Genomic DNA, 23,884 nt, shown 5'->3' with positions numbered 1-23,884 from the left:
AAGCGGGTTATTGACTACAACGTGAAGGCTCGGGTTCGTGCTGACGGGTCTGGGGTTGACTTGGCGAATGTGAAGATGTCGATGAACCCGTTCGACGAGATCGCGGTCGAGGAGGCGATCCGGCTGAAGGAAGCCGGCAAGGCCGAGGAGGTGATCGCGGTCAGCATCGGCGTGCGTCAGGCGGCCGAGACGCTGCGCACGGCGCTGGCGATGGGCGCGGACCGGGCGATCCTGGTGGTGGCCTCGGAGGACGTGCACCAGGACATCGAACCCCTGGCGGTGGCCAAGATCCTCAGGGCGGTGGTCGAGGCCGAGCAGCCGCGGCTGGTGATCGCCGGCAAGCAGGCCATCGACAACGACATGAACGCGACCGGGCAGATGCTGGCGGCGCTTCTGGGCTGGGGCCAGGCGACCTTCGCCAGCAGGCTCGAGATCGAGGGCGACAGCGCCAAGGTGACGCGCGAGGTCGACGGCGGCCTGCAGACGATCAGCGTCGGCCTGCCCGCCGTGGTCACCGCCGACCTGCGCCTGAACGAGCCGCGCTACGCGTCGCTGCCCAACATCATGAAGGCCAAGAAGAAGCCGCTGGAGGAGAAGACCGCCGCCGATTACGGCGTCGATGTCAGCCCGCGCCTGGAGATCGTCTCCACGCGCGAACCCGAGGGGCGCAAGGCCGGCATCAGGGTCGGCTCGGCCGACGAACTGGTTTCGAAACTGAAAGAAGCGGGGGTGATCTGATGGCCGTTCTTCTGCTGGGCGAAGTCACGAACGGGGTGCTGAACCGCGACGCCACCGCCAAGGCCGTGAATGCCGTTGCCTCGCTGGGCGACGTGACGGTGCTCTGCGCCGGGGCGCAGGCCCGCGCCGCCGCCGCCGAGGCCGCGACCATCGCCGGGGTCGCCCGCGTCCTGGTGGCCGAGGACGCGCGCTACGGCCACCGCCTGGCCGAGCCGACGGCGGCGCTGATCGTCTCGCTGGCGGGCGCGTACGATCATGTCGCGGCGCCGGCCACGACGGACGCCAAGAACGTGATGCCGCGGGTGGCGGCGCTGCTGGACGCGATGGTGATCCCCGAGGTGTCGAAGGTGGTCGATGCCGACACGTTCGAACGCCCGGTCTATGCCGGCAACGCCATCCAGACGGTGCGGTCGAAGGACGCGAAGAAGGTGCTGACGATCCGCACCGCCAGCTTCGAGGCGGCGGGCGCGGGCGGCTCGGCCGCGATCGCCGAGGCGGCGGCCGCAGCCGATCCGGGGCTGTCGTCCTGGGTCGCCGACGAGGTGGCCGAGAGCGACCGTCCCGAACTGACAAGCGCGAAACGCGTGGTCTCGGGCGGCCGGGCGCTGGGGTCGAAGGAGTGCTTCGCGATCATCGAGCAGCTCGCCGACAAGCTGGGCGCGGCGGTGGGGGCAAGCCGCGCGGCGGTCGACAGTGGCTATGCGCCGAACGACTGGCAGGTTGGCCAGACCGGCAAGGTGGTGGCGCCCGAACTGTATGTGGCGGTCGGCATCTCGGGCGCGATCCAGCACCTGGCGGGGATGAAGGATTCGAAGGTGATCGTCGCCATCAACAAGGACGAGGAAGCCCCCATCTTCCAGATCGCAGACTACGGACTCGTCGGAGACCTCTTCCAAGTCGTGCCCGAAATCACAGCGAAGCTGTAAGGAAACCATCATGAGCAGAACTGTTGTCATTGCTTCGGGCGTTCGGACGGCCATCGGCGATTTCGGGGGTGCGCTGGCGGGGCTGTCGCCCTGCGATCTGGGCGCGGCCGTCGCGGCCGAGGCGATTGCCCGCGCGGGGATCGCGCCCGACCAGATCCAGCAGGCGGTGTTCGGCAATGTCATCCACACCGCGCCCGAGGACATGTATCTGTCCCGCGTCGTCGCGCTGCGGGCCGGGGTGCCCGACAGCGTGCCGGCGCTGACGCTGAACCGGCTCTGCGGTTCGGGGTTGCAGGCGGTGGTGACGGCGGCCGAGCAGATCGAGCTGGGCCGCGCCGATATCGCACTCGCGGGCGGGGCCGAGAGCATGAGCCGCGCGGGCCATCTGCTGACCCAGGCGCGCCACGGCCAGAAGATGGGCGACGTGACCGCGACCGACATGATGACCGGCGCGCTGACCGATCCGTTCGGCAACGGCCACATGGGCGTCACCGCCGAGAATGTCGCGGCCCGCGCCAACATCGACCGGCAGGCGCAGGACGCCTTTGCCGTCGAATCGCACCGCCGGGCGGCGGCGGCCATCGCGGCGGGGCATTTCCGCGACCAGATCCTGCCCTTGACGGTGCGGGCGGGCCGGACCGAGCGGGTTTTCGACACCGACGAACATGTCCGCCCCGGCGTCACGATGGACGATCTGGCCAAGCTGCGCCCGGCCTTTCGCAAGGAGGGCAGCGTGACGGCGGGCAATGCCTCGGGGATCAACGACGGCGCGGGGGCGCTGGTGCTGATGGAGGCGGGGGCGGCGCAGGCGCGGGGTGTCGCGCCGCTGGCGCGGATCGTGGCGACCGGCCTTGGCGGCGTGGCGCCCGATGTGATGGGGCTTGGCCCGGTGCCGGCCACGCGCCAAGCGCTGGAGCGCGCGGGGCTGACCGTCGCCGATCTGGACGTGATCGAATCGAACGAGGCCTTTGCCGCGCAGGCTTGCGCCGTCTCGGCCGAACTGGGCTTTCCGGCAGACAAGGTGAACCCTAATGGCGGCGCCGTGGCGCTTGGCCATCCCATCGGCGCCTCGGGGGCAATCATCCTGATCAAGCTGATTTACGAGTTGCGCCGCATCGGCGGGCGCTACGGGCTCGCCACCATGTGCATCGGCGGCGGGCAGGGCATCGCCATGATCGTCGAGGCGGAAGGGGGCGCGGGATGATCCGTTCCGTCGCGATCATCGGCGCAGGCACCATGGGCGGCGGCATCGCCCTAACCTGTCTCAAGGCCGGGCTGCGCACTGTGGTCATGGACAAGGCCGAGGCCGCATTGGACCGCCTGCGGATCCGCATTCAGGATCACCTTGCGCGTGAGGTTTCCAAGGGTCGTCTTGACGCCGAACAGGCTGATGCCGCCGCCGAACATCTTGTCCTGTCCCGCGATCTGCGCGCTGTCTCGACCGCCGATCTTGTGATCGAGGCGGTCTTTGAAGATCTGGAGATCAAACGGCGCCTGATGCGAGAGATCGAACCGTTGCTGGGACGGCAGGCCATCGTTGCCACGAATACGTCTTGCCTGCTGGTGCGCGACATCGCGGTCGCGCTGGATGATCCCGGCCGGATGCTGGGGCTGCACTATTTCAGCCCCGCCGAAATCAGCCCGATCGTGGAGGTGGTGACGACCGAGGCAACGCGGGCCGACCTGCGCGAACCTGTTCTGGGCTTTCTGGCTGCGACCGGGAAGTCGCCGCTGCCTTGCAAGGACAGCCCCGGCTTCGCGCTGAACAGATTCTTTTGTCCCTATTGCAACGAGGCCGTGCGCCTGCTGGACGAAGGAGTCGCGACAACGGGCCAGATCGACGCCGTCGCCTGCGAGGTGCTTGGGGCTGCGGCTGGCCCATTCCGGGTGATGAACCTGACCAAACCAGCCATCATGTTCAAGGCGATGGAAAGCCTTGCGGCGCTTGGTCCGTTCTATGCGCCGGCGCAAGGATTGCGAGAGATGGGGTCTGTCGCAAGGGATTGGGTGATCGAGGGTGAACCCGCGCCGCTGGCTGCATCGGCAAGGCGCACCGTCGCGGATCGTCTGGCCGGAGCCATGCTGCTGCCCGCGCTGGACGCCATGGCCGCAGGCATCGTTACGCCAGCCGATCTGGATCGCGGCGCGCGCGAAGCGCTGCGATTTACGCGGACGCCCGTGTCCCTGCGGGCCCAGTTGCCACCGGATGAAATCTCGCGGCTGATCGCGTTGGTTCGCCCTGGCAATCGCGTCGCGGCATCGCCCGCCTAGTCCTTTCGGACCGTGCGCAACCAGTGAAATCGCAGAACTCTTTCCCGGACACAGAATCATCGGGGAGGATGACTCATGAACACTGGCAATCTGATCGCCGTTCTGGCGGGAACCGCGCTTGCCGCTTTGCCCGTCCTGGCCTTGGGACAGGAGAGTATTCGTCTGGGCGGCATCGCCTCGATGAGCGGTGCGGGCACGACAGTCGGCAATGTCGCCCGTCTGGGCTGGCAGGTCGCCGTCGAGGAAATCAACGCGGCAGGCGGGATCGACGGCAAGCAGGTAGAGCTGGTTCTGGGTGACAGTCAGACCGACCCGACACATGGCGTGTCCGAGGTCCGGCGGCTGATCGGCAATCAGGGGATCGTTGCGCTGGTCGGGCCGATCACCAGTCAGGAGACCATCCCGATCACGACGGTAACGACCGAGGCGAATATCGCGCAGATTTCGACCGCTGCCTCGCCCGATCTGACGCCGCAGGCGGCGCCTTACCACTTTTCCAACTCGCCGACCGGGCTGAACCAGATGATCCCGGCGATCCGCCATGCGATCGAGGTGCTGGGGACGAAAAAGATCGCCATCATTTCCGACAACGGCGGCATGTCCAAGGCCGCCGTCTCTGAAATGACGGACTATATGACCGAACAGGGGGCGCCTCCGGTCATCGTGCAGGAATTCGCGTTCAAGTCCGAGGATATGACCCCGCAGATCTTCTCGATGCGCAGCAGCGGGGCCGAGGCGGTGCTGCTGATCAATTCCATCGGCGATGATGCGCGAAAATTCCTTCAGAACGTGGATGAAATCGGCTGGGATGTTCCGGTTCTGGGCAACCTGACGACCAGCAACTATGCCGTGGGCAATGCGCGTATCCTGGGCGAAGAGGCGTTCGAGGATGTCTACGGCGTGCAATTTGTCGGCATGACCTTCTGTCCCGGTGATCCGGTCGGGGAAAGCCCCTTTGCCAAATTCGCGGCGCTGGCGGCGGAAAAGGTGCCCGATCTTGAAAAGCTGGGCGGTGCCGCCGCGCTTGCGCCATTCTATGTCGAGCCGTGGATCCTGAAACATGCGATCGAGGGGGCGGACTCGACCGAGGGCAAGGCCGTGGCCGCCTGGATCGAGGCCAATGCGGCAACCATGCCCAACGTGCTGGGCGAGCTTCACGCCGATCAGACCACGCATTTCCTGCCCTCCGAAAGGGCGCTGGCTGTGGTGAAATCGCCGCATGTCCACCGCGAGGACGGTCTGGTCGAACGCGCCCAATGCCCGTGACCACCATGGGCAGATTTGTCGGCAAACGGGTTCTGGTGACCGGTGCCGCGGCAGGTATCGGCCGTGCCGTGGCGCTTGCCTTCGCGGATGAGGGCGCCGAGCTGGTGCTGGCTGACCGCAACGCCGAGGGGCTGGCAGAACTTGCCAGCCGGATCGGGCCGCAGGCGCAGGTTATTGTCTATGATGCGATGCTGCCGGGCGATGGTGACGGGCTGGTGGCCGAGGCAACGACCCAGCCGCTGCATGTTCTGGTGAATGTCGCCGGGGTCTATCACCGCAGCCACTTCACCGACACGACGGACGCGGACTGGGACCGGGTGATGCGCATCAACCTGACCAGCCCGTTCGAGATCTGCCGCGCGGCCATCCCCGCGCTGCTGGAAAGCGGCGGCAATATCGTCAACACATCATCGGCCAGCGCGGTCAAGGGCATTGCCTATGCCGCGCCCTATGCGATCACCAAATCGGGTATCGCGCTGCTGACGAAATCGCTGGCGGCGGAATATGGGCATCTGGGGTTGCGCGTGAATGCGGTCGCCCCGGGCCGGACGTTCACGGACCTCGGAAAACCGGTTCCTCCGGTTCAGGGCCTGCGCCCAGAGATCGCGATGCATCCGTCCAAGATGAAGGGCATGATCGACGGCGCGCCGCCCGAGATGATCGCGGGTGCCTATCTGTGGCTCGCTTCGGATGCCGCCGTCTATGTCTCGGGCGAGCTGCATCTGGTCGACGGGGCCTATACCTGCGGTTAGGTCCGGGCCGCCCCCGGGGGCGGCCCGCATCCTTCAGCGCATCTTTTCGCGCAGCGTGCCTGGGGCGTAATCCGTCTTGAACAGCCCGCGGCGCTGCAATTCCGGCACCAGCAGATCCACCACCGCCTCCATGGTTTCATGGGCGAGGATGCGCGCGACGTTGAACCCGTCGACATCCCCGTCGCGCACCCATTCCGTCATCGTATCGGCAATATTGGCCGGTGTGCCGACCAGCATCACGTTGCGCCCGCTCAGGATCATGCCTTCGGCCATCTGGCGGATGGTCACGGTTCCCTTGCGGGTCAGCATCTCCAGCTGAGACCGGGCCGCGTCGGTTTCCTCATAGCGGATCGGCTCATCCAGCGGATAGCGGGACAGGTCGATGCCAAGCGCTGCGGAAAGCTGCGCCAGCATCCCCTCGACGCTGGCCATCCGTTGATAATCGCGCATCCGCGCTTCGGCCAGCGACTGGGTTTCGGCCACGATGATCGAGGCACCCGCGAAGAACCGCAACGCCTTGGCGTCGCGTCCCTTTGCGGCGGCGCGGGCGCGGATGTCGGCGACCTGTTCGGCCACCAGCGGCAGCTTGGGGCCGTTGATGAAGATCCCCTCGGCATGGGTCGCGGCAAAGTCGCGCCCGCGCGGCGAGCCGCCGGCCTGAAACAGCATCGGCACCCTTTGGGGCGAGGGTTCGGACGGGCCTGCGGCATGGATGCGGTGATGCGGTCCGTCACGGTCGATCACGGAAATCCGGCTGGGGTCGGCGAAAAGACGCGCCTCGCGGTCGCGCAGGACCGCCCCTTCGCCCCAAGATTTGTCCCAAAGCGACAGAACCACATCCATGAAGCTGTCGGCATTGTCATAGCGCGCATCATGCGGCCCAAGCCCGGCCTCTCCCATCGCGCGGGCGCCGCTGTTCAGAAAGCCGGTGACGATATTCCAGCCCAGCCTGCCGCCGGTCAGGTGGTCCAGCGTCGCCATGCGCCGCGCGAACAGATAGGGCACTTCATAGCTGGCGCTGCCGGTGATGGCGAAGCCCAGATCACGCGTGACCGAGGCCATTGCCGACACGATCACCGACGGGTCGAGCGAGGGCGCCAGCGCGCCAGTGCGGAAGGCCGAATCCGGCCCGCCCTGATAGACATCGGGAACGCCCAGGATATCGGCCAGAAACAACGCGTCGAACTTGCCCCTCTCCAGCAACCGGGCATAGTCCAGCCAGTATTCCAGTTTCGTATAATCCAGCGCCTTGTCGCGTTCATGCGCCCAAAGGCCAAAGGCCAGAAAGCTGGGTGTGCATTGATCCAGAGCGTTCAGCCGGATCTGCTTCGTGTCTGCCATGTCGTCCTCCCACGGTGTTGTTGGGACCGGAATGCCGCGTTACTGCGACGCGGCCCAATTCAATATTCAGGCCGGGTGATCTGATTTCGGCATCGCGCCAGTCGCCGAGAACGCTTCTTCCAGGCCCATGACGAAGGCGCGGATCAGGGGCGTTTCGGCATCTTCGCGCCAGAATGCGGCCACGGGCAGTGGCAGGTGAAAACCATGCACCTCGCGCGTGACGACATTGGGCGGACAGCGGCCGGATTGCGAGCGGTTGATGAAGGCCAGCCCCAGACCGGCGGCAACCAGGTTCAGGGCCGCCTCGCTGCTGCCTGCCTCGATAACCGGGTCTGGCCGGATGCCGGCCTCAAGCAGCCGGCGGTCAACTTGCGCGGCCAGCAGGCCCGAGCTTTCGCGCTGCATGTCGATCAGCGGCGCGCCGTCCAGATCGCTCAGATGCAGCGGGCGCAGGGCCAAAGGGTGATCGGCGGGCAGCGCAAGAACGATCCGGTCTTCGGCCAGAGTGCGCTGCCGCAAGGGCAGGTCGTCGCGCAGCAGATAGGCGATACCGATATCGATTTCTCCTTTATGAACAAGGGCATATTGTGCCTCGGTCAGATGCGCGGCCAGCCGCAGGTCGCAGCGGGGGTGGGTCCGGCGAAACCCGCTGAGCGCCGAGGCCATCGCCGGAAACATCATCGCCGCACTGTTGAAACCGATGCGCAGCGTCATATCCTCACCGGCTCGGTTCAATTCGAACCGGCGGATCGCGCGGTCAAGGCCGGCCATCAGATGGGCGGCGTCGGTCAGGAAATCGGCACCCGCCGACGTGCAGCGGATGCCGGTGGACAGCCGCTCGAACAAGGGGCCGCCCAGTTCCGCCTCGACCTCGGCAATCCGCCGGGACAAAGCGGATTGTGCGATACCCATCCGGTCGCCCGCCCGGTGCAAACTGCCCGCATCCCGCGCGGCCAGCAGATGCGGCAGGTTGCGCAGGATCAGTTGCAGACGCGATCCGTGGCGGGCGGGGGCGGGGTCATGCGACATTGCGGGCGTCTCCTTCTGGTCCGCAAGCCTAAGGTGCAGGGGGCCGCGCAGGATACCCAATTCGGACGATGCCGTGCCGTACGGAGATCACGAAGCTTTTCCCCGACAGCCGAAGCCGCGATATGAGAACCCGATGCGACCGATTTATCTTTCCTATCTGACCGCGCCGGTCGATGACCCGTTCGAGGCGCTGCGTATCGCGGCGGATGCGGGATATGCCGGGTTGGGCCTGCGGCTATGCGATCCGGCGACCGGCATGGCGGCCTCTCCGCTGGTCGGAAATCCGACGCTGTGCCGACGTTTTGCGGCCAGTCTGAAGGATGCGGGGCTGAGCGTCCCCGAAGTCGAGGCCCGGGTGCTGACGCGCGGCCCGGACCCGCAGATCGCCCCCGAGGTGCTGGAGGCCGCCGCCATGCTGGGCCGACCCTGCGTTATCGCGGTCGCGGACCAGCGAGGCGTGATCGAGCCCACCGAAGTGCGCGACCGCTTCGCAGCCCTCTGCACCGAGGTCGCGGCCTTCGGGCTGGAGGCCGGGTTCGAGCCCATCGCCCATCGCGCCGCCGGGTCGCTGGATCATGCACTGGAGATTGTTTCGGGCGCGGGGCCGGGCGCGCGGCTGGTTCTGGACGCGCTGCACCTGCACCGCATGGGGATCGGCGCGGATCGGCTGGCTCGGGTTGACCATACGCTGATGCGGGTCTTTCACCTCTGCGACGCCCCGCCGATCCCGGCCGATCTGGCCGGTCATGTCGATCATTCGGCGCGCAACCGCCTGCTCCCCGGCGAGGGCGTCCTGCCTTTGTCGGAATACTTGCGCGCCTTACCCCCGGACATGCCGGTCGCATTGGAAATTCCCATGATGCGCATGCAGGAGACCGTCCCGCCCGCTCAACGCGCGCGCATGGCAATCGCGGCGACATTGGCGCTGCTTGAAAAGGAATGCCGCTCATGACCGAACCTGACACTCTGGCCGAGAACATGCGCGTCGCGCTGCGGCGGCTTGCGCAGACCGTCGCCGTGATTTCGACGCGCCACGAGAACCGGCGCATCGCCATGGCCGCGACGGCGGTCAACAGCCTCAGCCTCGACCCGCCGGCGATGATGGTTGCCGTGAACCGAACCGCCTCGATCTACCCGGCATTGTCTGCCGGCGGGCGGTTCTGCATCAATATCCTGGCCGACGGGCAACGGGCTGTCGCCCGTGCCTGCGGCGGTGCCCTGAAGGGCGAGGATCGTTTCGGGGTCGGTACATGGCTGGACCGGGAAGGCGTGCCGGTGCTTGAAGGCGCGCAGGCGCGCTTGCTGTGCCGGCAGGACGGTTTCATGACTTACGGTTCGCATGGGGTGTTCATCGGCAGGGTTCTGTCAGTAGAGATGTCCGACGAAATCGCGCCCTTGATCTATGCCGACGGTCGATTCTCTGGATTGCATTTCCCCGTTTCCGGCGTGGTCTGATGTTACCGCAGGGATGCGACAGGCCTATTTGACTGCCGAGGGCGGTTTAGCCGTTCAGGACAGCGATGCGGACCTGTAGCTTGGCGACCTGGCGGCCGAAGTCCCGCGCCATGAGCCGCTGGCCCAGACGCTTCAGGCAGTGCATCTTCGTTTCTACATGACTCCGACGATGATAGCCGCTCTATCGGCGCCAGAAAACGCGGCCGAGGTATTTGCAAACCCGCAGCGCTTGGTGGCGCGCCGCAGCGCCAGCGGTGATGGTCTTCCAGGGCTTTGCGTTTCTGTGCGGCGGGATGACGGCATGGTCGCCACGATCCGCGATTGCATCATGGCCTTTTGGGGTATCGTAGGCGCCATCCGCGGTGACGCCGCCGATCTCCTCGTCCGCTGAGATCGGGCCGAGCAGATCGCGCAGCACCGGCGCATCGCCGATGTGGAACCCGGTGATCTCGACGGCGCGAATCTCCAGCGTTTTCACATCGATACCGAGATGGATCTTGCGCCAGACCCGCCGTTTGGGACGCCATGTTTTCGAGCATGCCACTTGCCTTCGCCCTCGACCTCTTGATCCCGGTGCTGTCCGCCATCAGGCGCGAAAGGGTTTCCCGGTCAGGCAAATCTCCGAATGGTTGGGCTGCGACAGTGATGCGGGCATCATCGTCGATGATGCCCGCGTTCTGGCATCGGCTGGCCGTTGCGGCCGGCCCGTTTCCCAACCCGGCCCGGCCGGGTGCCCTGACCGCTCAACAGGTCGCGCCGCACCCCATCCACCTGCGGCACCACGCGGATGTGGTCAGCCTGCGGCTTGATCAGGAACCGAATCTGTCGCGATAGGCGGACGGGCTTTGCCCCGCCGCCGCCCGGAACCGGCGCGAGAAATAGGACGGATCGCCAAAGCCCAGGCGATAGCCGATCTCGGCCACGGACAGGCGGGTAAAGGCCAGCAGCCGCCGCGCCTCGGTCATGGTCGCGTTCTCGATATGGGCCGAGGCGCTGACGCCAAACGCCGTGCGGCAGATCCGGTTCAGGTGGCCGGGCGTTACCGCAAGGGCGTCGGCGTAGGCGGCAGGCCCCTAGCCGTCGCCCATGTGCTGCTGGATCAGCCGGTCGAAATCGGCCAGCCGCCTGCGGGCCAGCGGCTGGTCGTCCTGCCCCTCTTGGGCCGCGATCCGGGCCACGGCGATCAGCAGGGCCTGGGACAGCGCGATCAGCAGGCTGGCGCGGAACGGCGCAACGCCGCCGAAGGCCGCCTGGATCTCATCGCAGAGCGTCGCCACCGTGGCGTCGGCGCGGCCCGCGAACGGACGCGACATGACCCGGCCCGGATCGTCGGCGCCTGCGACGGCCTGGGTCAGGATCGGCTGCGGAAAGGACAGCACCAGCCCCTCTGACCCTTGGACGAAGCGGAAACCATGCACGAATCGTGCCGGGACGAACAGCAGCCCGCCATCGTCCAGCCCCAGATCCCGGTCGTCCAGCCGCACCTGCGCCCGGCCCTTCCGCATGACGAACAGCTGGGCCATGTCGTGATGCCGGTGGGCGCTGATCGTCCAATCGTGCAGTCGCGCCCGGTCCCAGATGCGTTCGCAATGGATCACGTCTGGAAAGGCGGCGGTTTCGCCGAACAGGGCGAAGGCGGGGATGGCAGGGGGCGGCGACATGCCCCGAGAAATACCCGCCTGCGCCGGTACCGTCCATGCGCAAGCGGCTGGTCGTCCGGTCTTGACGACACGGGATCAGCATCAGGCGGCGGTTCCGCGACATCCGGCAGCGGATCGCGATCATCAACCGCGCGGCGGCGGACAGCACCAGCCACTCGACCAGCAACAGCGGACACAGCAGCCAGTTGGTGATCGCCGCCGACAGCGCCACGATGCCCAGGAAGGCGCTAGTGAAGGCCAGCAAGAAGTCGGGCAGGGTGAAGTCCTGCGTCACCAGCAGCAGCGAGGGCGAGAAGACGAAGACCAAGGGCACCAGCGCCTTGCCCATCGACAGCCGGAAGGCGGTGTTGCCGGCCTTGAAGCCGTTGGCCCCGGCGACGCCCGCGCCCGCATAGGCCGCCAGCGCCACCGGCGGCTCGACATCCATCATGCCCAGGACCGGCGCGGCCACCGCGACCATGATGATGTCGTTCGCCGTCGTCGGCACGCCGCAGCCCATCAGCACGCAGACTACCGCCGTCATCATCAGGGTGAACAGCAGCGTCAGGATCTCAATGTTGAACAACTCGACGGGCGGCGGCGCCAAGAGGCCATGCACCGATGCCGCCCAGCCCGCCGCGACCGAGGTGACCATGAAGGCGATCTTGAAGCCGACGCCGGTCAGGGTGACGACGCCGATCACCACGCCGGCCAAGCCGCCGCGACCGTCACCGCCAGCGATTGCCGGGCGCCCGACCCAAAGCCCTCATAGATCCCGGCGGTTTCCTTGACGCCTTCCAGCACGCCCGCCGCCATGATCCGCTGGATCAGATAGACCGCCATGCAGGCTGCGATGGCCCGGAAGGCCGAGATCGCGTTCGCCGTCAATCCGCCGATCGGGGAATAGGGTCCGCCGTGCCGCCGGTGCCGATGCGGAAGAACGACATCTCTTGTGCCGTGGCAGTCTGGCCCAGTCCGGAGGCGATGGCGAAGGCTTCGAACACTATCCTCAGGTTCAGGGGCTTATCCCTGCTTTCCTGACTGCCCGAACTCTGCCGAGCCCAGAGGCGGCGCCCCCGACAACCGTTCAGATCCGCCGAATTGCCGCCGTGACGCACCGTCCCGCCGCGCAACGGCCCGTTCGTGCCTGGCGTGGCGGGCAGGACGCGCGGGTGAGCTTGACATTCGGGACCGAAAGCCGCTGTTTCCCGGTCGTGGCGACAGGGAAAGAGGCGACCGATGGAACTCGACCGGATAGAAGCAGTCCTGGGGACAATCGGCGGCATCGTCTGGGGGCCCTATCTTCTGATCCCGCTGCTGCTGGGGACCGGGCTTTACCTGACCTTCCGCTTGCGGGGCATCCAGCTGCTCCGGCTGGGCGCGGCGCTGCGGCTGGGCCTGCTGAAGCGCAAGGATGACGATGCCGAGGGCGACATCTCGCAATTCCAGGCGCTGACCACCGCCATGGCGGCGACCGTCGGCACCGGCAACATCGTCGGCGTGGCGACGGCCATCGCGGCGGGCGGGCCGGGGGCGCTGTTCTGGATGTGGGTCACGGCGATCCTCGGCATGGCCTCGAAATATGCCGAGGCCTTCCTGGGCGTGCGCTTCCGCATCACCGACGAGGTGGGCGAGAAGAACGGCGGCCCGCAATATTATCTGGAGCGCGGCATCCGCAACGGCTTCGGCAAGGTGCTGGCGCTGAGCTTCGCGGTCTTCGCCGTCTGCGCCTGCTTCGGCATCGGCAACATGACCCAGGGCAATTCCATCGCCTCGAACCTGGAGCGCAGCTTCATGATCCCGACCTGGATCACCGGGGTCGTGCTGGCCGGGCTGACGCTGGTGGTGCTGGTCGGCGGCATCAAGTCCATCGGCCGGGTGACCGCCGGGCTGGTTCCGGTGATGATCCTGTTCTACGTGCTGGGCGCGCTTTACATCCTGCTGGTCAACATCCAGGCGGTGCCCGCCGCCCTGGGCGAGATCTTCTCGCAGGCCTTCACGGGCACGGCGGCGACCGGCGGGTTCCTGGGTTCCACGATCATGGTCGCGGTGCAGTTCGGCGTGGCGCGCGGCATCTTCTCGAACGAATCCGGCATGGGCTCGGCCGCCATCGCCGCGGCCTCGGCGCAGACCACCCATCCGGTGCGCCAGGGTCTGGTGTCGATGACCCAGACCTTCATCGACACGATCATCGTCGTGTCCTGCACCGGCCTCGTGATCATCACCACCGGCGTCTGGAGCGAGATCGACCCGCAGACCGGCGTGCAGATCTCGCCCTCGATCATGACCGGGCAGGCCTTCACCCACGGGCTGCCGGGGCAGTGGGGGCATTGGATCGTCACCATCGGCCTGGTGCTGTTTGCCTATTCGACCATCCTGGGTTGGGCCTATTACGGCGAACGCAACCTGGAACGCCTGGTCGGTCATCGCGGCGTGATGCCCTTCCGCATCCTGTTCTCGCTGGCGGTGCTGCTGGGCTGCACGGTGCAACTGGGCGTGGTCTGGAGCTTCTCGGACGTGATGAACGGGCTGATGGCCATTCCGAACCTGATCGGCCTGTTGATCCTGTCCGGCCTGATCGCGCGCGAGACCCGCTTCTACCTGCGCCACGATCCCCGGCTGGAGGCCGATCGCCAGCAGATCGAGGCATTCATGAAGGGCCAGCCCGGCTGGGAAGAATGGAAGGCAAGCGAGCGGTCCTAGCCGCGCGCGGCGGCCAGGGCGCGCGAACCTTGCGCGGTTCTATGCTGAGGCTCGTCAGAGGATAACTCACCAGGCTGTCGGCGAGAGAGGCGCAAGCCGGAAGATCAGTTCTGCCGGCAGCCGGGGCGCGGCGTTCCCCTGACGTGACCCCTGCATGACAGAGTGTCCCGTAAAGGTTGCATTTCGTTTGCTTCTTTTGCTAACCTCCAAGGGCAGGGGTGGAGCCGAGTCACCCCCAGACTCAGGAGGCAGCCATGTCGGATCGACATGCCACCCAACCCGAGGGGCAAGCGCCCAGCCGCCGCAGAGAGCTGGCGCAGTTCCTTTTGCTGGCTTTCGGCATCTGGCCGGTGGTCGCGGTGGCGATCGTGGGCGGCTACGGGTTTCTTGTCTGGATGTATCAGCTGATCGCCGGACCTCCTGGGCCCTCGGGGCATTAGTCCGTGTCCGCCGGTCCCGCCCTGTCGCGCCGGGATGTGCTGCGCGGCGCCACCTGCCCGGCGCCGTTTCTGCCGCGTCCTCCTGGCGTCACCGCCGCCTCGGTTGCGGCCTGCACCGGCTGCGGCGCCTGCGTCCAGGCCTGTCCGCAGGCCGTCCTGGCCCTGACGCCCAGGGGCGTCGCGCTGCGGCCCGAGGCGGGGGAATGCGTCTTCTGCGGCGATTGCGCGGCGGCCTGTCCCGAGCCGGTCTTCGCGGCCGACCGCCGCATGGCGCATGTGATGCGGATTTCGGCCGACTGTTTCGCCCATGCGGGCATCTCTTGCATGTCCTGCCGTGACGCCTGTCCCGAACAGGCGATCGCCATGCAGCCCAGGATCGGCGCGCCCTTCCTGCCGCGCATCGACGCGGCCGCCTGCACGGGCTGCGCGGCCTGTTCGGCATCCTGTCCCGCCGGGGCGATCCTGGCAGTCGCGCGCGAGGCCGAGGATGCGTAAGCCGCGCTGGCATGTCTCGTCCGCCGTCGTGACGGTCGCCCCGGACGCGATGCCCGCCGTCCGGGACCGGGTGGCCGGAATGGACGGGGTCGAAATCCACGGCGGCGACGCAACCCGCCTGATCGTCACCATCGAGGGCGACAGCACCGGCAGGCTGGGCGACCGGCTGACCGAAATCAATCTGATCAAGGGCGTTCTGGCGGCCAGCATGGTCTTCGAGCACGCCGAGGACAAGGAGGAAACCTCATGCCGCTGGACCTGACCCGCCGCCAGCTTCTCAAGGCCCATGCGGCGGCGCTTGCCGCCTCGGCCGCCGGGCTGCCGCAGGCGGCCCTGTCCCAGCCCGTCGCGGGCGGGGTCGAGGCGCTGAAGATCCACTGGTCCAAGGCCCCCTGCCGATTCTGCGGCACCGGCTGCGGCGTGATGGTCGGCGTCAAGGAGGGCAAGGTCGTCGCCACCCACGGCGACATGCAGCACGAGGTCAATCGCGGCCTGAACTGCGTCAAGGGCTATTTCCTGTCCAAGATCATGTATGGCGAGGACCGGCTGACCACGCCGATGATGCGCAAGACGAACGGCCAGTTCGACAAGAACGGCACCTTCGAGCCGGTCAGCTGGGACGAGGCCTTCGACCTGATGGCCGAGCGGGTCAAGAAAGTCCTGGCCGAGAAGGGGCCGGAAGGCATCGGCATGTTCGGGTCGGGCCAGTGGACCGTGCTGGAGGGCTATGCCGCCACCAAGCTGATGCGGGCGGGGTTCCGGTCGAACAACCTCGACCCCAATGCGCGCCATTGCATGGCCTCGGCGGCGGTGGCCTTCATGCGCACCTTCGGCATCGACGAGCCGATGGGCTGCTATGACGATTTCGAACACGCGGATGCCTTCGTGCTGTGGGGATCGAACATGGCCGAGATGCATCCGATCCTGTGGACCCGGCTGGCCGACCGCCGCCTGGGCACGCCGGGCGTGAAATGCGCGGTTCTGTCCACCTTCACGCATCGGTCGATGGACCTGGCCGACATCCCGATCGTCTTCAAGCCGGGCACCGACCTGGCGATCCTGAACTATATCGCCAACCACATCATCCAGACCGGGCGGGTGAACCAGGACTTCGTGGACCGGCACACGGTCTTCAAGAAGGGCGCCACCAATATCGGCTATGGCCTGCGCCCCGAACACGAACTGGAACTGGCCGCCACCGGCGCCGGCAATCCCGGCCTGATGGAGGACAGCGATTTCGAAGCGTTCAAGGCCCATGTCTCGACCTATACGCTGGATTACGTCAGCGAGCTTTCGGGCGTCGAGCCGGGCTTTCTGGAGGAACTGGCCGAGCTTTACGCCGATCCCGACCGCAAGGTCATGTCGCTGTGGACGATGGGCTTCAACCAGCACGTCCGGGGCGTCTGGGCCAACCAGATGGTCTACAACATCCACCTGCTGACCGGGAAAATCTCGGAACCCGGCAACTCTCCTTTCTCGCTGACGGGCCAGCCCTCGGCCTGCGGCACGGCGCGAGAGGTCGGCACCTTCGCCCACCGCCTGCCCGCCGACATGGTGGTCACAAACCCCGAACATGTCGCCCATGCCGAGGAACTGTGGAAGCTGCCGCACGGACTGCTGAACACCAAGCCGGGCTTCCACGCCGTTCAGCAGGATCGGATGCTGAAGGACGGGGTGCTGAACTTCTACTGGATCCAGGTGAACAACAACCTGCAAGCCGCGCCCAATTCGCAGAACGAGACCTATCAGGGCTATCGCAACCCCGACAACCTGATCGTGGTGTCGGACGCCTATCCGACGGTGACGGCGATGGCCGCCGACATCATCCTGCCCGCCGCCATGTGGGTCGAGAAGGAGGGCGTCTATGGCAATGCCGAACGGCGCACCCATGCCTGGCACCAGTTGGTTGACGCGCCGGGCGAGGCGCGGTCGGATCTGTGGCAGCTTGTCGAATTCTCGAAACGCTTCACCACGGACGAGATCTGGCCCGCCGAGATCCTGGACGCGAACCCGGACTTCCGCGGCAAGACCCTGTTCGATGTCTGCTTTGCCAACGGCCAGGTGGACCAGTATCCGTTGGACCAGGTGCGCGCGGATTACCCCAACCAAGAGGCGCGGGATTTCGGCTTTTACCTCCAGAAGGGCCTGTTCGAGGAATATGCCAGCTTCGGGCGCGGCCACGGCCACGACCTGGCGCCCTATGACGTCTATCAAAGCGACGAGGTGCGCGGGCTGCGGTGGCCGGTGGTGGACGGGCAAGAGACCCGCTGGCGCTTCCGCGAAGGCCACGACCCCTATGTGAAGCCGGGCAAGGGGGTCGATTTCTATGGCAATCCCGACGGCCGGGCGGTCATCATCGCCGTGCCCTACGAGCCGCCCGCCGAAAGCCCCGACGACGAATTCGACATGTGGCTGGTGACGGGCCGGGTGCTGGAACATTGGCATTCCGGGTCGATGACCATGCGAGTCCCCGAGCTTTACAAGGCCTTCCCCGGCGCCAAGGTCTTCATGAACGCCATCGACGCGCGCGAACGCGGCCTGAACCAGGGGATGGAGGTGCGCATCGTCTCGCGCCGGGGCGAAATCCGCAGCCGGGTCGAGACGCGCGGCCGCAACCGGATGCCGCCCGGCGTGATCTTCGTGCCCTGGTTCGACGCCAGCCAGCTGATCAACAAGGTGACGCTGGACGCGACCGACCCGATCTCGAAACAGACCGATTTCAAGAAATGCGCCGTGCGGGTGGAGCCGGTGTGATGGGACAGCTTCGCCTTTCGATCGCGCTTGCCGCCTGTTTCTCTGCCAGCTTCGTGATGGCGCAGAACGTCCCGGAACTGTCCGGCCCGCAGCCCGATCCGATGCGGTCGGTGCCCGCCGCGCCGATCGCGCAGTTCGTCACCGACGACGTGCGGCAGATGCGCGCCTATCCCGAACAGCCGCCGGTCATTCCCCATTCGATCGAAGGGTATCAGCTGTCGGTCAACACCAACCGCTGCATGTCCTGCCACACCCGAGAGATGACCCAAGGGTCGGGCGCGCCGATGATCTCGATCACCCATTACATGACGCGCGAGGCGCAGATGCTGGCGGACGTGTCGCCGCGCCGGTATTTCTGCACCCAGTGTCATGTGCCCCAGGCCGACGCCCCGGCGCTGATCGGCAACACCTTCACCGACATGTCCGAACTGGGTGCGACCGGCGCGGGGAGTGAGTGAGATGCGCCGGATCCTGCAACCCTTCCGCTGGTTCTGGCGCGTCCTGTGGACCCCTGCGGGCACGCTGGGCCTGGGCTTCCTGACCCTAGGCGGCTTTCTGGGCGGGGTGATCTTCTGGGGCGCGTTCAACACCGCGCTGGAATTCACCAATACCGAGGGCTTCTGCATTTCGTGCCACGAGATGCGCGCCAACGTCTATGAAGAGATGTCGCGCACGGTCCATTACTCGAACCGTTCCGGGGTGCGGGCGGGCTGTCCGCAATGCCATGTGCCCCATGACTGGACGGACAAGATCGCCCGCAAGATGCAGGCCTCGAAAGAGGTCTGGGGCAAGGTCTTCGGCACCATCGACACGCGGCAGAAATTCCTGGAACACCGGCTGGTGATGGCCAAGCGCGAATGGGCGCGGCTGAAGGCGAATGACAGCCTGGAATGCCGCAACTGCCATTCCGCCATCGCGATGGACCTGGGGCGGCAGGCCCCGCGCGCGGCCGAAATCCATTCGACCTATCTGCTGTCGGGCGAACGCACCTGCATCGACTGCCACAAGGGCATCGCCCACGAACTGCCCGACATGACCGGCATCGAACCCGGCTGGACCGTTCCCGCCGACCTTCAGGGAGAGACCCAGCCCGGCCTGACCCCCGCCGAGGAAATCCAGAGCTTCCTGCGCCAGGCGCCGGCGGAGTGATACCGCCGCCCGCCCGGCATTTCATCGCCGCATAGGGCAGCTTTCCCGACCTGAGCCTGCCATCGACCCGATCTGCGGCAGAGGCCGGTCCGCGCAGGCACCCTGCGCCGCAAGGCGGATGGAAAAGGGCGGCTAACCGGCAGAAGTCGCGAAAAAATTTCCTTTCATTAATCTTTTGTTAATCATTTTCCGGCCAGAAGGTCCCGCTGCCCTGTTTTCGGGCAGTGAAAGATCATGGTTGAGTCGTCGATGTCCAAAAACTTTGCCCGCAGTGTCCGCCGCAATTTCGCTTCTCACCGGGTCTTCTTCCAAGCATTTCTCTCGATCCTGCTGGGCTTCTGGCTCCTGGCTTTCAGCGTGCAGGGCGCTGCGGCGCAGGCGGTCGATTGGGTGGTCAACGTCAACGATTCGACTTCGGATCCCTCGCCTGCGGGCGGGCTGATCGATTATTCGATCCGCATCACCAATGACGGCTTCAACGCAGCGCCCGCGACCTCGCTGAGCCTGACGGTCCCCTCCGGCACGGTGCTGGAGGCGGCGACCGGGGCCATTACCGGCTGCGCGCCCCTGCCGGCGACGGGACCGGCCACGGTTACCTGCCCCGTGCCTGCGCTGGCGGCGGGGGCGGACGTCAGCTTCACGGCGCATCTGCGCAGTTCGGTGCAGGGCACGATCGCCTTTGGCGCCGCGGTCCCGGCCACTGCGGGCACGGCGACCGACACCCAGCCCGGCAACAACGCCGTGACCGAGAATACCAGCATCACCGCGGGCGCCGATATCGCGCTGGAGATGACCGGGCCGGATTCGGCGGCGGCCGGGTCTGTCGTGACCTACGCGCTGGCCGCGACGAACAACGGCCCCGATGCGGTCAGCAACCTGACGCTGACCTTCCCGGTCCCGACCGGCCTTGCCAACATCATCCCCCCGTCCGGCTGCACGCTGGACGGCGGCACCTATCGCTGCGCCATCGCCGGTCCGGTCGCGGTCGGCGCGACGGTGACGCAGAACTTCCAGGCGCAGATCGTCGCGGCCTCCGGCTCGACCATCACCCCGGCGGCCAGCATCGGCGGCGGTACGCCCGACGACCCGATCCCCGATAACAACGCCGCGCTGAAAAATACCGAGATCCAGGCCGGCAGCGACCTGTCGATCGTTAAATCCCGCGCGCCCTCGGGCACGATCCTGGTGGGCGATCAGGTCACCTTCACGCTGACCCCGCGCTATTCCGGTGACAGCCCGCAGGGGATCACGGTCACCGACAGCCTGCCCGCGAATTACAGCATCGTCTCGGTCACGGCGCCGGGCTGGTCGGCGACCACGGCGGGGCAGACGGTGACGGCGACCCGCGCTTCGGGCACCGGGTCAGGGGCGAATGTCGCGTTGGGGCCGATCACCATCGTCGCGCAGGCTGACACGCCGGGCAGCATCGTCAACACGGCGCAGATCTCGGCCACGACCGCCGATCCGAACCCTGCCAACAACAGCGACGACGATGGCGGCGTGACCATCGAGGCGCCGCGCGTCGACCTCCGCGCCAACAAGAGGGGGCCGTCTCCGGCGCTGTATGTCGTGGGCCAGAGCTATGATTTCGACATCAGCACCAGCAATGTCGGCAATGCGCCCTTCTCGGGCCAGTTGACCATGACCGACCATCTGCCGGCCGGGATGACGGTGACGAGCGCCGCTCTGAACGGTTGGACATGTCCCGCCCTGCCGGTGGCCGGGCCCGCGAATCTGACCTGTACGCGGGACTATGCACCGGGCTCTCCGCTGGGCGTGGGCGCCCAGACGCCAATCGTAGGGCTGACCGCCACCGTGACGGATGCGGGGGCGCAGCCCAACGGGCTGACGGTCGGTTCTCCCGACCTGCCGGACGAACAGAACACCGCCAACAACAGCATTACATTCGGCGGCACCGCGGCCCAGCCCGCCAACAGCGCCGATCTGCGCGTCATCAAGACGGCCAACCTTGCGACCGTCGCCTCGGGCGACGAGATCCAGTTCACGCTGGAGATCGTCAATGACGGCCCGACCCAGGCGACCTCGGTCGCGGTTACGGACGAGTTGACCGGGCTGATCAACAATGCCGCGGGGCCGGCCGCCGGCTTCGTCGGCTATTCGGTGACGAACGGCAGTGCGACCGGCCTGTCCTGCTCTTCGGCCAGCAGCGGGTCCACAGGCCGCCGCGCCACCTGCTCGATCGCCACGCTGCCGGTCTGCACGGCCGGAACAGGTGACTGCCCGCGCATCGTGCTGACCGTCCGGCCCGGCGGGGACGCGGGTTCGCGCACCAACACGGCCAGCGCGATGTCCGCCGACACGCCCGATCCGGTCCTGGGCAATAATGCGGGCAGCGTCAGCCATGCCGTGACGGCGCGGACGGACGTGACCGTCAGCAAGGTCGCCATCTCCACCACTCCTCCGGCGGTGGGCCAGCCCTTTGATTATCTGATCACCGCACGCACCCTCAATAACGGGTTGTCGTCCGCTCAGAACGTCACCATCACCGATACGCTGCCCGCAGGGATGACTTTCATCTCGGCCACGCCCAGCAGCGGCAGCTGTTCGGTCAGGCCTGGGGCGAACACGACGACCGGGCCGGGCAACGACACCGTTACCTGCAACCTGGGCGTGATCGGCGTGAACGCGCAGCGCACGGCGACGATCCGGCTGCGGCCGAACCTGGGCTTGCAAGGCGGGACGGTGACCAACACCGTCGCCGTCTCGACCTCGACGGCCGAGACCGACACCAGCAACAACGTCTTCTCGCTGGAAACCGTCATAGCCAATCCGCAGGTCGACCTTCTGATCAACAAGACCGACAGCGTCGATCCGCTGCCGGTGGGCGACAGTACGGTCTATCACCTCACCGTGACCAATTCCGGCCCTTCCGTGGCGACCAACGTGGTGGTGACGGACGACATGCCGACCGACCATATCGCCTATCAAAGCTATGCCGTGTCGAACGATGGCACCTGCGGCACGTTGCCCACGCCGGGAACGTCGGGCGGCAAGCTGATCTGCAGCTTCCCTGTGCTGGAGGTCAACGAAAGCCGCCGGATCGACATCACGGCGCAAGGCCTGTCCAAGGGCGTCCCCATGAACCGCGCCGCAGTCACCTCGGACGAGACGCAGGGCGGGTTCGAGCCGAACGCCGCCAACAATGCCACGCAGCAGGCAACGACGCTGCGCACCCGCGCCGATGTCGAGGTGGTCTCGAAGACCGCCACTCCGGCTACCGTCAACCTTCGTGATCCCTTCCAGTTCGTGATCGACGTCCGCAACAACAGCGGGGTCGGCTTGGACGAGGCCGACGATGTGGTCGTCACCGACAACCTGCCCAGCGGGACCGAGCTGATGGGCACCCCGACCGTCACCGTCACCAGCGGCACCGCCAGCACCGCGTCGTGCACGGGCAGTTCGGGGGCGACCAGCTTCAGTTGCCAACTGGGCACGATGAGCCCCGGCGCTACGGTCCGCATCGCCGCGCCGACGCGCGTGGTCACGGTGACCTCGACCGGGCAGGAATTCACCAACACCGCCAGCATCGACACCTCGTCCTTCGAGGCGGATCAGACGAACAACAGCAATTCCGGTATCGTGACCGTGGGCGCAAGCTCTCTGGCGGGGCGCGTGTTCCGCGACTTCGACAACAATGGCGCGCCGGATGCCGACGATACCGGAATTTCCGGTCTCAGCGTGACGCTGAGCGGCACGGCCTTCGACGGCACGCCGATCACCCGGACCGTATCGACCGCAGCGGATGGCAGCTATGCCTTCTTGGGCATCCCCGAGGGCACCTACAGCATCACCCATGCCGCCATCGGCGAGACGCAGTTGCAAGACGGCGACACGACCGCAGGCAGCGCGGGCGGCACCACGGCGCCGACCACGATCAGCGGTATCGCGCTGCCTGCGGCGACGCCTGCGTCAGGCTATCTGTTCCCCAAGGTGCCGCAGGCCCTGATCGGCATCGCCAAGCACCGCAGCAGCGGGCCGCAGATCCAGGCCGACGGCAGCTTCACCGCAAGCTTCGGCCTGACCGTCCGCAACCCCTCGCTGGAACCGCTGGAAGATATCCAGGTCACCGACCCGCTGGCCGGTGGCGCGCCCGCCTTCGGCAGCTTCGCGGCGCTGTCTGATCCCGCGACCGATCCGCTGGCGCCCGGCAGCTACACCATCGTCGGGGCGCCTTCGGGAAGCTGCGGCGGGGCGAATGGCGGCTTCGACGGGGCCTCGGACCGGGTGGTGGCCAGCGGCTTCACCCTGGCGGCGGGCGCGCAATGCAGCCTGTCCTTTCCAGATCCGCGTGCGACCCTCGGCGCCGATGCCGCCGGTCCAGGCCTCGGGCGGCAATTACGAGAACCTGGCCGATGTCGAGGGCACCGGCGCGCTGTCGGGCCAGACCCGCGCCACCAACCCCGACCTGGCCGACCGTTCGAACAACGGCACGACGGTGCAGCCGGGCGTGGTCTCGCCGACGCCGCTGGCCCCGGCCTTCGCGCCGTCCCTGACGCTGGTGAAGACGGCCGATGCCTCGGCCCTGTCCGCCCCGCCGGCGGTGGGCGACCGGATCACCTACAGCCTGACGGTGCAGAATACCGGCAACGTGACGCTGACGAATGTGGCGGTCACCGACCCGATGCTGGGCGCGATCACCGGCAGCCCGCTGGCCTCTCTGGCGCCGGGCGCGTCCCAGGTGCTGACCGCGAGCTATGATCTGACCCAGGCCGATCTGGACGCGGGTCAGGTCGAGAATACCGCGACGGCCGAAGGCGAGGCGCCGGACGGCAGCACGGTCGATGATGTTTCTGGCACGGACGCGACCAATGACGATCCGACCATCACCAGCCTGACGGCGCAACCCGCGATCACGCTGGTCAAGGCGGCCGATGCCTCGGCCCTGTCCGCCCCGCCGGCGGTGG

At 66.9% G+C, this 23,884-nt stretch carries 20 protein-coding genes and 4 pseudogenes; 17 read left to right on the top strand and 7 right to left on the bottom strand.

Annotated elements, in window-relative coordinates; all coding sequences use genetic code 11:
* From ACTJI6_RS20350 to ACTJI6_RS20325, 6 genes are all read left to right on the top strand, one after another.
* The coding region (locus ACTJI6_RS20350) for an electron transfer flavoprotein subunit beta/FixA family protein (protein ID WP_440803238.1) at nucleotides 1-738 on the top strand (738 nt) is incomplete at its 5' end.
* Nucleotides 738-1,664, top strand: coding sequence for an electron transfer flavoprotein subunit alpha/FixB family protein (locus ACTJI6_RS20345; protein ID WP_440803236.1), 927 nt, complete (start codon nucleotides 738-740; stop codon nucleotides 1,662-1,664). The genes ACTJI6_RS20350 and ACTJI6_RS20345, both read left to right, overlap by 1 nt.
* A 10-nt stretch (nucleotides 1,665-1,674) precedes the next feature.
* Nucleotides 1,675-2,868: a beta-ketothiolase BktB gene (bktB, locus tag ACTJI6_RS20340; protein WP_440803235.1), complete on the top strand. Its 1,194-nt coding sequence runs from the start codon at nucleotides 1,675-1,677 to the stop codon at nucleotides 2,866-2,868.
* Entirely contained in the window at nucleotides 2,865-3,935 is a 1,071-nt protein-coding gene (locus ACTJI6_RS20335; protein WP_440803234.1) for a 3-hydroxyacyl-CoA dehydrogenase family protein, read from the top strand. Before bktB ends, ACTJI6_RS20335 begins: the two co-directional genes overlap by 4 nt.
* A 75-nt stretch (nucleotides 3,936-4,010) precedes the next feature.
* A complete protein-coding gene (locus ACTJI6_RS20330; protein WP_440803233.1) occupies nucleotides 4,011-5,201 on the top strand; it encodes an ABC transporter substrate-binding protein in 1,191 nt (396 codons plus the stop codon).
* 35 nt (nucleotides 5,202-5,236) lie between these two features.
* Nucleotides 5,237-5,953, top strand: a complete 717-nt coding sequence (locus ACTJI6_RS20325; RefSeq protein ID WP_440803232.1) for an SDR family NAD(P)-dependent oxidoreductase — start codon at nucleotides 5,237-5,239, stop codon at nucleotides 5,951-5,953.
* Between the two features lie 33 nt (nucleotides 5,954-5,986).
* Here the strand turns inward: ACTJI6_RS20325 and ACTJI6_RS20320 are convergent, their stop codons facing one another.
* Together ACTJI6_RS20320 and ACTJI6_RS20315 are read right to left on the bottom strand one after the other, a co-directional pair.
* Nucleotides 5,987-7,294 carry an LLM class flavin-dependent oxidoreductase gene (locus ACTJI6_RS20320; RefSeq protein WP_440803231.1) on the bottom strand — a complete coding sequence of 436 codons (1,308 nt, stop codon included), beginning with the start codon at nucleotides 7,292-7,294 and terminating at the stop codon, nucleotides 5,987-5,989.
* 66 nt (nucleotides 7,295-7,360) lie between these two features.
* Nucleotides 7,361-8,323, bottom strand: a complete 963-nt coding sequence (locus ACTJI6_RS20315; protein ID WP_440803230.1) for a LysR family transcriptional regulator — start codon at nucleotides 8,321-8,323, stop codon at nucleotides 7,361-7,363.
* A gap of 133 nt (nucleotides 8,324-8,456) precedes the next feature.
* Here ACTJI6_RS20315 and ACTJI6_RS20310 point away from each other — a divergent pair, with 133 nt between their 5' ends.
* Together ACTJI6_RS20310 and ACTJI6_RS20305 are read left to right on the top strand one after the other, a co-directional pair.
* Nucleotides 8,457-9,275, top strand: coding sequence for a sugar phosphate isomerase/epimerase family protein (locus ACTJI6_RS20310; RefSeq protein WP_440803228.1), 819 nt, complete (start codon nucleotides 8,457-8,459; stop codon nucleotides 9,273-9,275).
* Nucleotides 9,263-9,778 (top strand): flavin reductase family protein, encoded by a 516-nt coding sequence (locus ACTJI6_RS20305; protein ID WP_440803227.1) that lies wholly within the window; start codon nucleotides 9,263-9,265, stop codon nucleotides 9,776-9,778. The genes ACTJI6_RS20310 and ACTJI6_RS20305 overlap by 13 nt, the downstream gene beginning before the upstream one ends.
* Nucleotides 9,779-9,824: 46 nt before the next feature.
* Here the strand turns inward: ACTJI6_RS20305 and ACTJI6_RS20300 are convergent.
* From ACTJI6_RS20300 to ACTJI6_RS20280, 5 genes and pseudogenes are all read right to left on the bottom strand, one after another.
* Nucleotides 9,825-10,368 (bottom strand): annotated as a pseudogene (locus ACTJI6_RS20300) (IS5 family transposase); the annotation flags it as partial.
* Between the two features lie 219 nt (nucleotides 10,369-10,587).
* Nucleotides 10,588-10,827, bottom strand: a pseudogene (locus ACTJI6_RS20295) (helix-turn-helix transcriptional regulator); the annotation flags it as partial.
* Nucleotides 10,828-10,851: 24 nt separating this feature from the next.
* Nucleotides 10,852-11,301 carry a hypothetical protein gene (locus tag ACTJI6_RS20290; RefSeq protein WP_440803226.1) on the bottom strand — a complete coding sequence of 150 codons (450 nt, stop codon included), beginning with the start codon at nucleotides 11,299-11,301 and terminating at the stop codon, nucleotides 10,852-10,854.
* Nucleotides 11,302-11,911: 610 nt separating this feature from the next.
* Nucleotides 11,912-12,073, bottom strand: a pseudogene (locus tag ACTJI6_RS20285) (hypothetical protein); the annotation flags it as partial.
* A gap of 44 nt (nucleotides 12,074-12,117) precedes the next feature.
* Entirely contained in the window at nucleotides 12,118-12,306 is a 189-nt protein-coding gene (locus tag ACTJI6_RS20280) for a hypothetical protein (RefSeq protein ID WP_440803225.1), read from the bottom strand.
* A 351-nt stretch (nucleotides 12,307-12,657) separates the two neighbouring features.
* Between ACTJI6_RS20280 and ACTJI6_RS20275 the strand changes: the two genes are divergently transcribed.
* The 9 genes and pseudogenes from ACTJI6_RS20275 to ACTJI6_RS20235 form a co-directional block, all read left to right on the top strand.
* Complete coding sequence (locus ACTJI6_RS20275; RefSeq protein WP_126153141.1) at nucleotides 12,658-14,121, top strand: alanine/glycine:cation symporter family protein; 1,464 nt, start codon at nucleotides 12,658-12,660, stop codon at nucleotides 14,119-14,121.
* A gap of 254 nt (nucleotides 14,122-14,375) precedes the next feature.
* Nucleotides 14,376-14,561, top strand: a complete 186-nt coding sequence (napE, locus tag ACTJI6_RS20270) for a periplasmic nitrate reductase, NapE protein (protein WP_440803223.1) — start codon at nucleotides 14,376-14,378, stop codon at nucleotides 14,559-14,561.
* Between the two features lie 3 nt (nucleotides 14,562-14,564).
* On the top strand, nucleotides 14,565-15,056 hold the full coding sequence (locus ACTJI6_RS20265; RefSeq protein ID WP_440803221.1) for a 4Fe-4S dicluster domain-containing protein: 492 nt from the start codon (nucleotides 14,565-14,567) through the stop codon (nucleotides 15,054-15,056).
* Nucleotides 15,049-15,318: a chaperone NapD gene (locus tag ACTJI6_RS20260; protein ID WP_440803219.1), complete on the top strand. Its 270-nt coding sequence runs from the start codon at nucleotides 15,049-15,051 to the stop codon at nucleotides 15,316-15,318. The genes ACTJI6_RS20265 and ACTJI6_RS20260 overlap by 8 nt, the downstream gene beginning before the upstream one ends.
* A complete protein-coding gene (gene napA / locus ACTJI6_RS20255) occupies nucleotides 15,303-17,810 on the top strand; it encodes a periplasmic nitrate reductase subunit alpha (protein WP_440803218.1) in 2,508 nt (835 codons plus the stop codon). Before ACTJI6_RS20260 ends, napA begins: the two co-directional genes overlap by 16 nt.
* Nucleotides 17,810-18,268, top strand: a complete 459-nt coding sequence (locus tag ACTJI6_RS20250; RefSeq protein WP_440803217.1) for a nitrate reductase cytochrome c-type subunit — start codon at nucleotides 17,810-17,812, stop codon at nucleotides 18,266-18,268. Before napA ends, ACTJI6_RS20250 begins: the two co-directional genes overlap by 1 nt.
* Nucleotide 18,269: 1 nt before the next feature.
* Entirely contained in the window at nucleotides 18,270-18,959 is a 690-nt protein-coding gene (locus tag ACTJI6_RS20245) for a NapC/NirT family cytochrome c (protein WP_126153296.1), read from the top strand.
* A gap of 234 nt (nucleotides 18,960-19,193) precedes the next feature.
* Nucleotides 19,194-22,778: pseudogene (locus ACTJI6_RS20240) on the top strand (SdrD B-like domain-containing protein); the annotation flags it as partial.
* A 397-nt stretch (nucleotides 22,779-23,175) separates the two neighbouring features.
* Nucleotides 23,176-23,884, top strand: a 709-nt coding sequence (locus ACTJI6_RS20235; RefSeq protein WP_440803216.1) for a DUF7507 domain-containing protein, incomplete at its 3' end; no start/stop codon positions are given.

The organism is Paracoccus sp. 22332 (genome assembly GCF_052045125.1).
Classification (GTDB): Bacteria; Pseudomonadota; Alphaproteobacteria; order Rhodobacterales; family Rhodobacteraceae; genus Paracoccus; species Paracoccus haematequi_A.
This window is presented reverse-complemented; position numbering and strand designations above follow the sequence as displayed.

Excerpts from the sequence above, each read along its gene's own strand:
- ACTJI6_RS20345 (WP_440803236.1), top strand. The coding sequence starts at position 738 with ATGGCCGTTCTTCTGCTGGGCGAAGTCACGAACGGGGTGCTGAACCGC.
- bktB (WP_440803235.1), top strand. The coding sequence starts at position 1,675 with ATGAGCAGAACTGTTGTCATTGCTTCGGGCGTTCGGACGGCCATCGGC.
- ACTJI6_RS20335 (WP_440803234.1), top strand. The coding sequence starts at position 2,865 with ATGATCCGTTCCGTCGCGATCATCGGCGCAGGCACCATGGGCGGCGGC.
- ACTJI6_RS20330 (WP_440803233.1), top strand. The coding sequence starts at position 4,011 with ATGAACACTGGCAATCTGATCGCCGTTCTGGCGGGAACCGCGCTTGCC.
- ACTJI6_RS20320 (WP_440803231.1), bottom strand. The coding sequence starts at position 7,294 with ATGGCAGACACGAAGCAGATCCGGCTGAACGCTCTGGATCAATGCACA.
- ACTJI6_RS20315 (WP_440803230.1), bottom strand. The coding sequence starts at position 8,323 with ATGTCGCATGACCCCGCCCCCGCCCGCCACGGATCGCGTCTGCAACTG.
- ACTJI6_RS20310 (WP_440803228.1), top strand. The coding sequence starts at position 8,457 with ATGCGACCGATTTATCTTTCCTATCTGACCGCGCCGGTCGATGACCCG.
- ACTJI6_RS20305 (WP_440803227.1), top strand. The coding sequence starts at position 9,263 with ATGCCGCTCATGACCGAACCTGACACTCTGGCCGAGAACATGCGCGTC.
- ACTJI6_RS20290 (WP_440803226.1), bottom strand. The coding sequence starts at position 11,301 with ATGGCCCAGCTGTTCGTCATGCGGAAGGGCCGGGCGCAGGTGCGGCTG.
- ACTJI6_RS20275 (WP_126153141.1), top strand. The coding sequence starts at position 12,658 with ATGGAACTCGACCGGATAGAAGCAGTCCTGGGGACAATCGGCGGCATC.
- napE (WP_440803223.1), top strand. The coding sequence starts at position 14,376 with ATGTCGGATCGACATGCCACCCAACCCGAGGGGCAAGCGCCCAGCCGC.
- ACTJI6_RS20260 (WP_440803219.1), top strand. The coding sequence starts at position 15,049 with ATGCGTAAGCCGCGCTGGCATGTCTCGTCCGCCGTCGTGACGGTCGCC.
- napA (WP_440803218.1), top strand. The coding sequence starts at position 15,303 with ATGCCGCTGGACCTGACCCGCCGCCAGCTTCTCAAGGCCCATGCGGCG.
- ACTJI6_RS20250 (WP_440803217.1), top strand. The coding sequence starts at position 17,810 with ATGGGACAGCTTCGCCTTTCGATCGCGCTTGCCGCCTGTTTCTCTGCC.
- ACTJI6_RS20245 (WP_126153296.1), top strand. The coding sequence starts at position 18,270 with ATGCGCCGGATCCTGCAACCCTTCCGCTGGTTCTGGCGCGTCCTGTGG.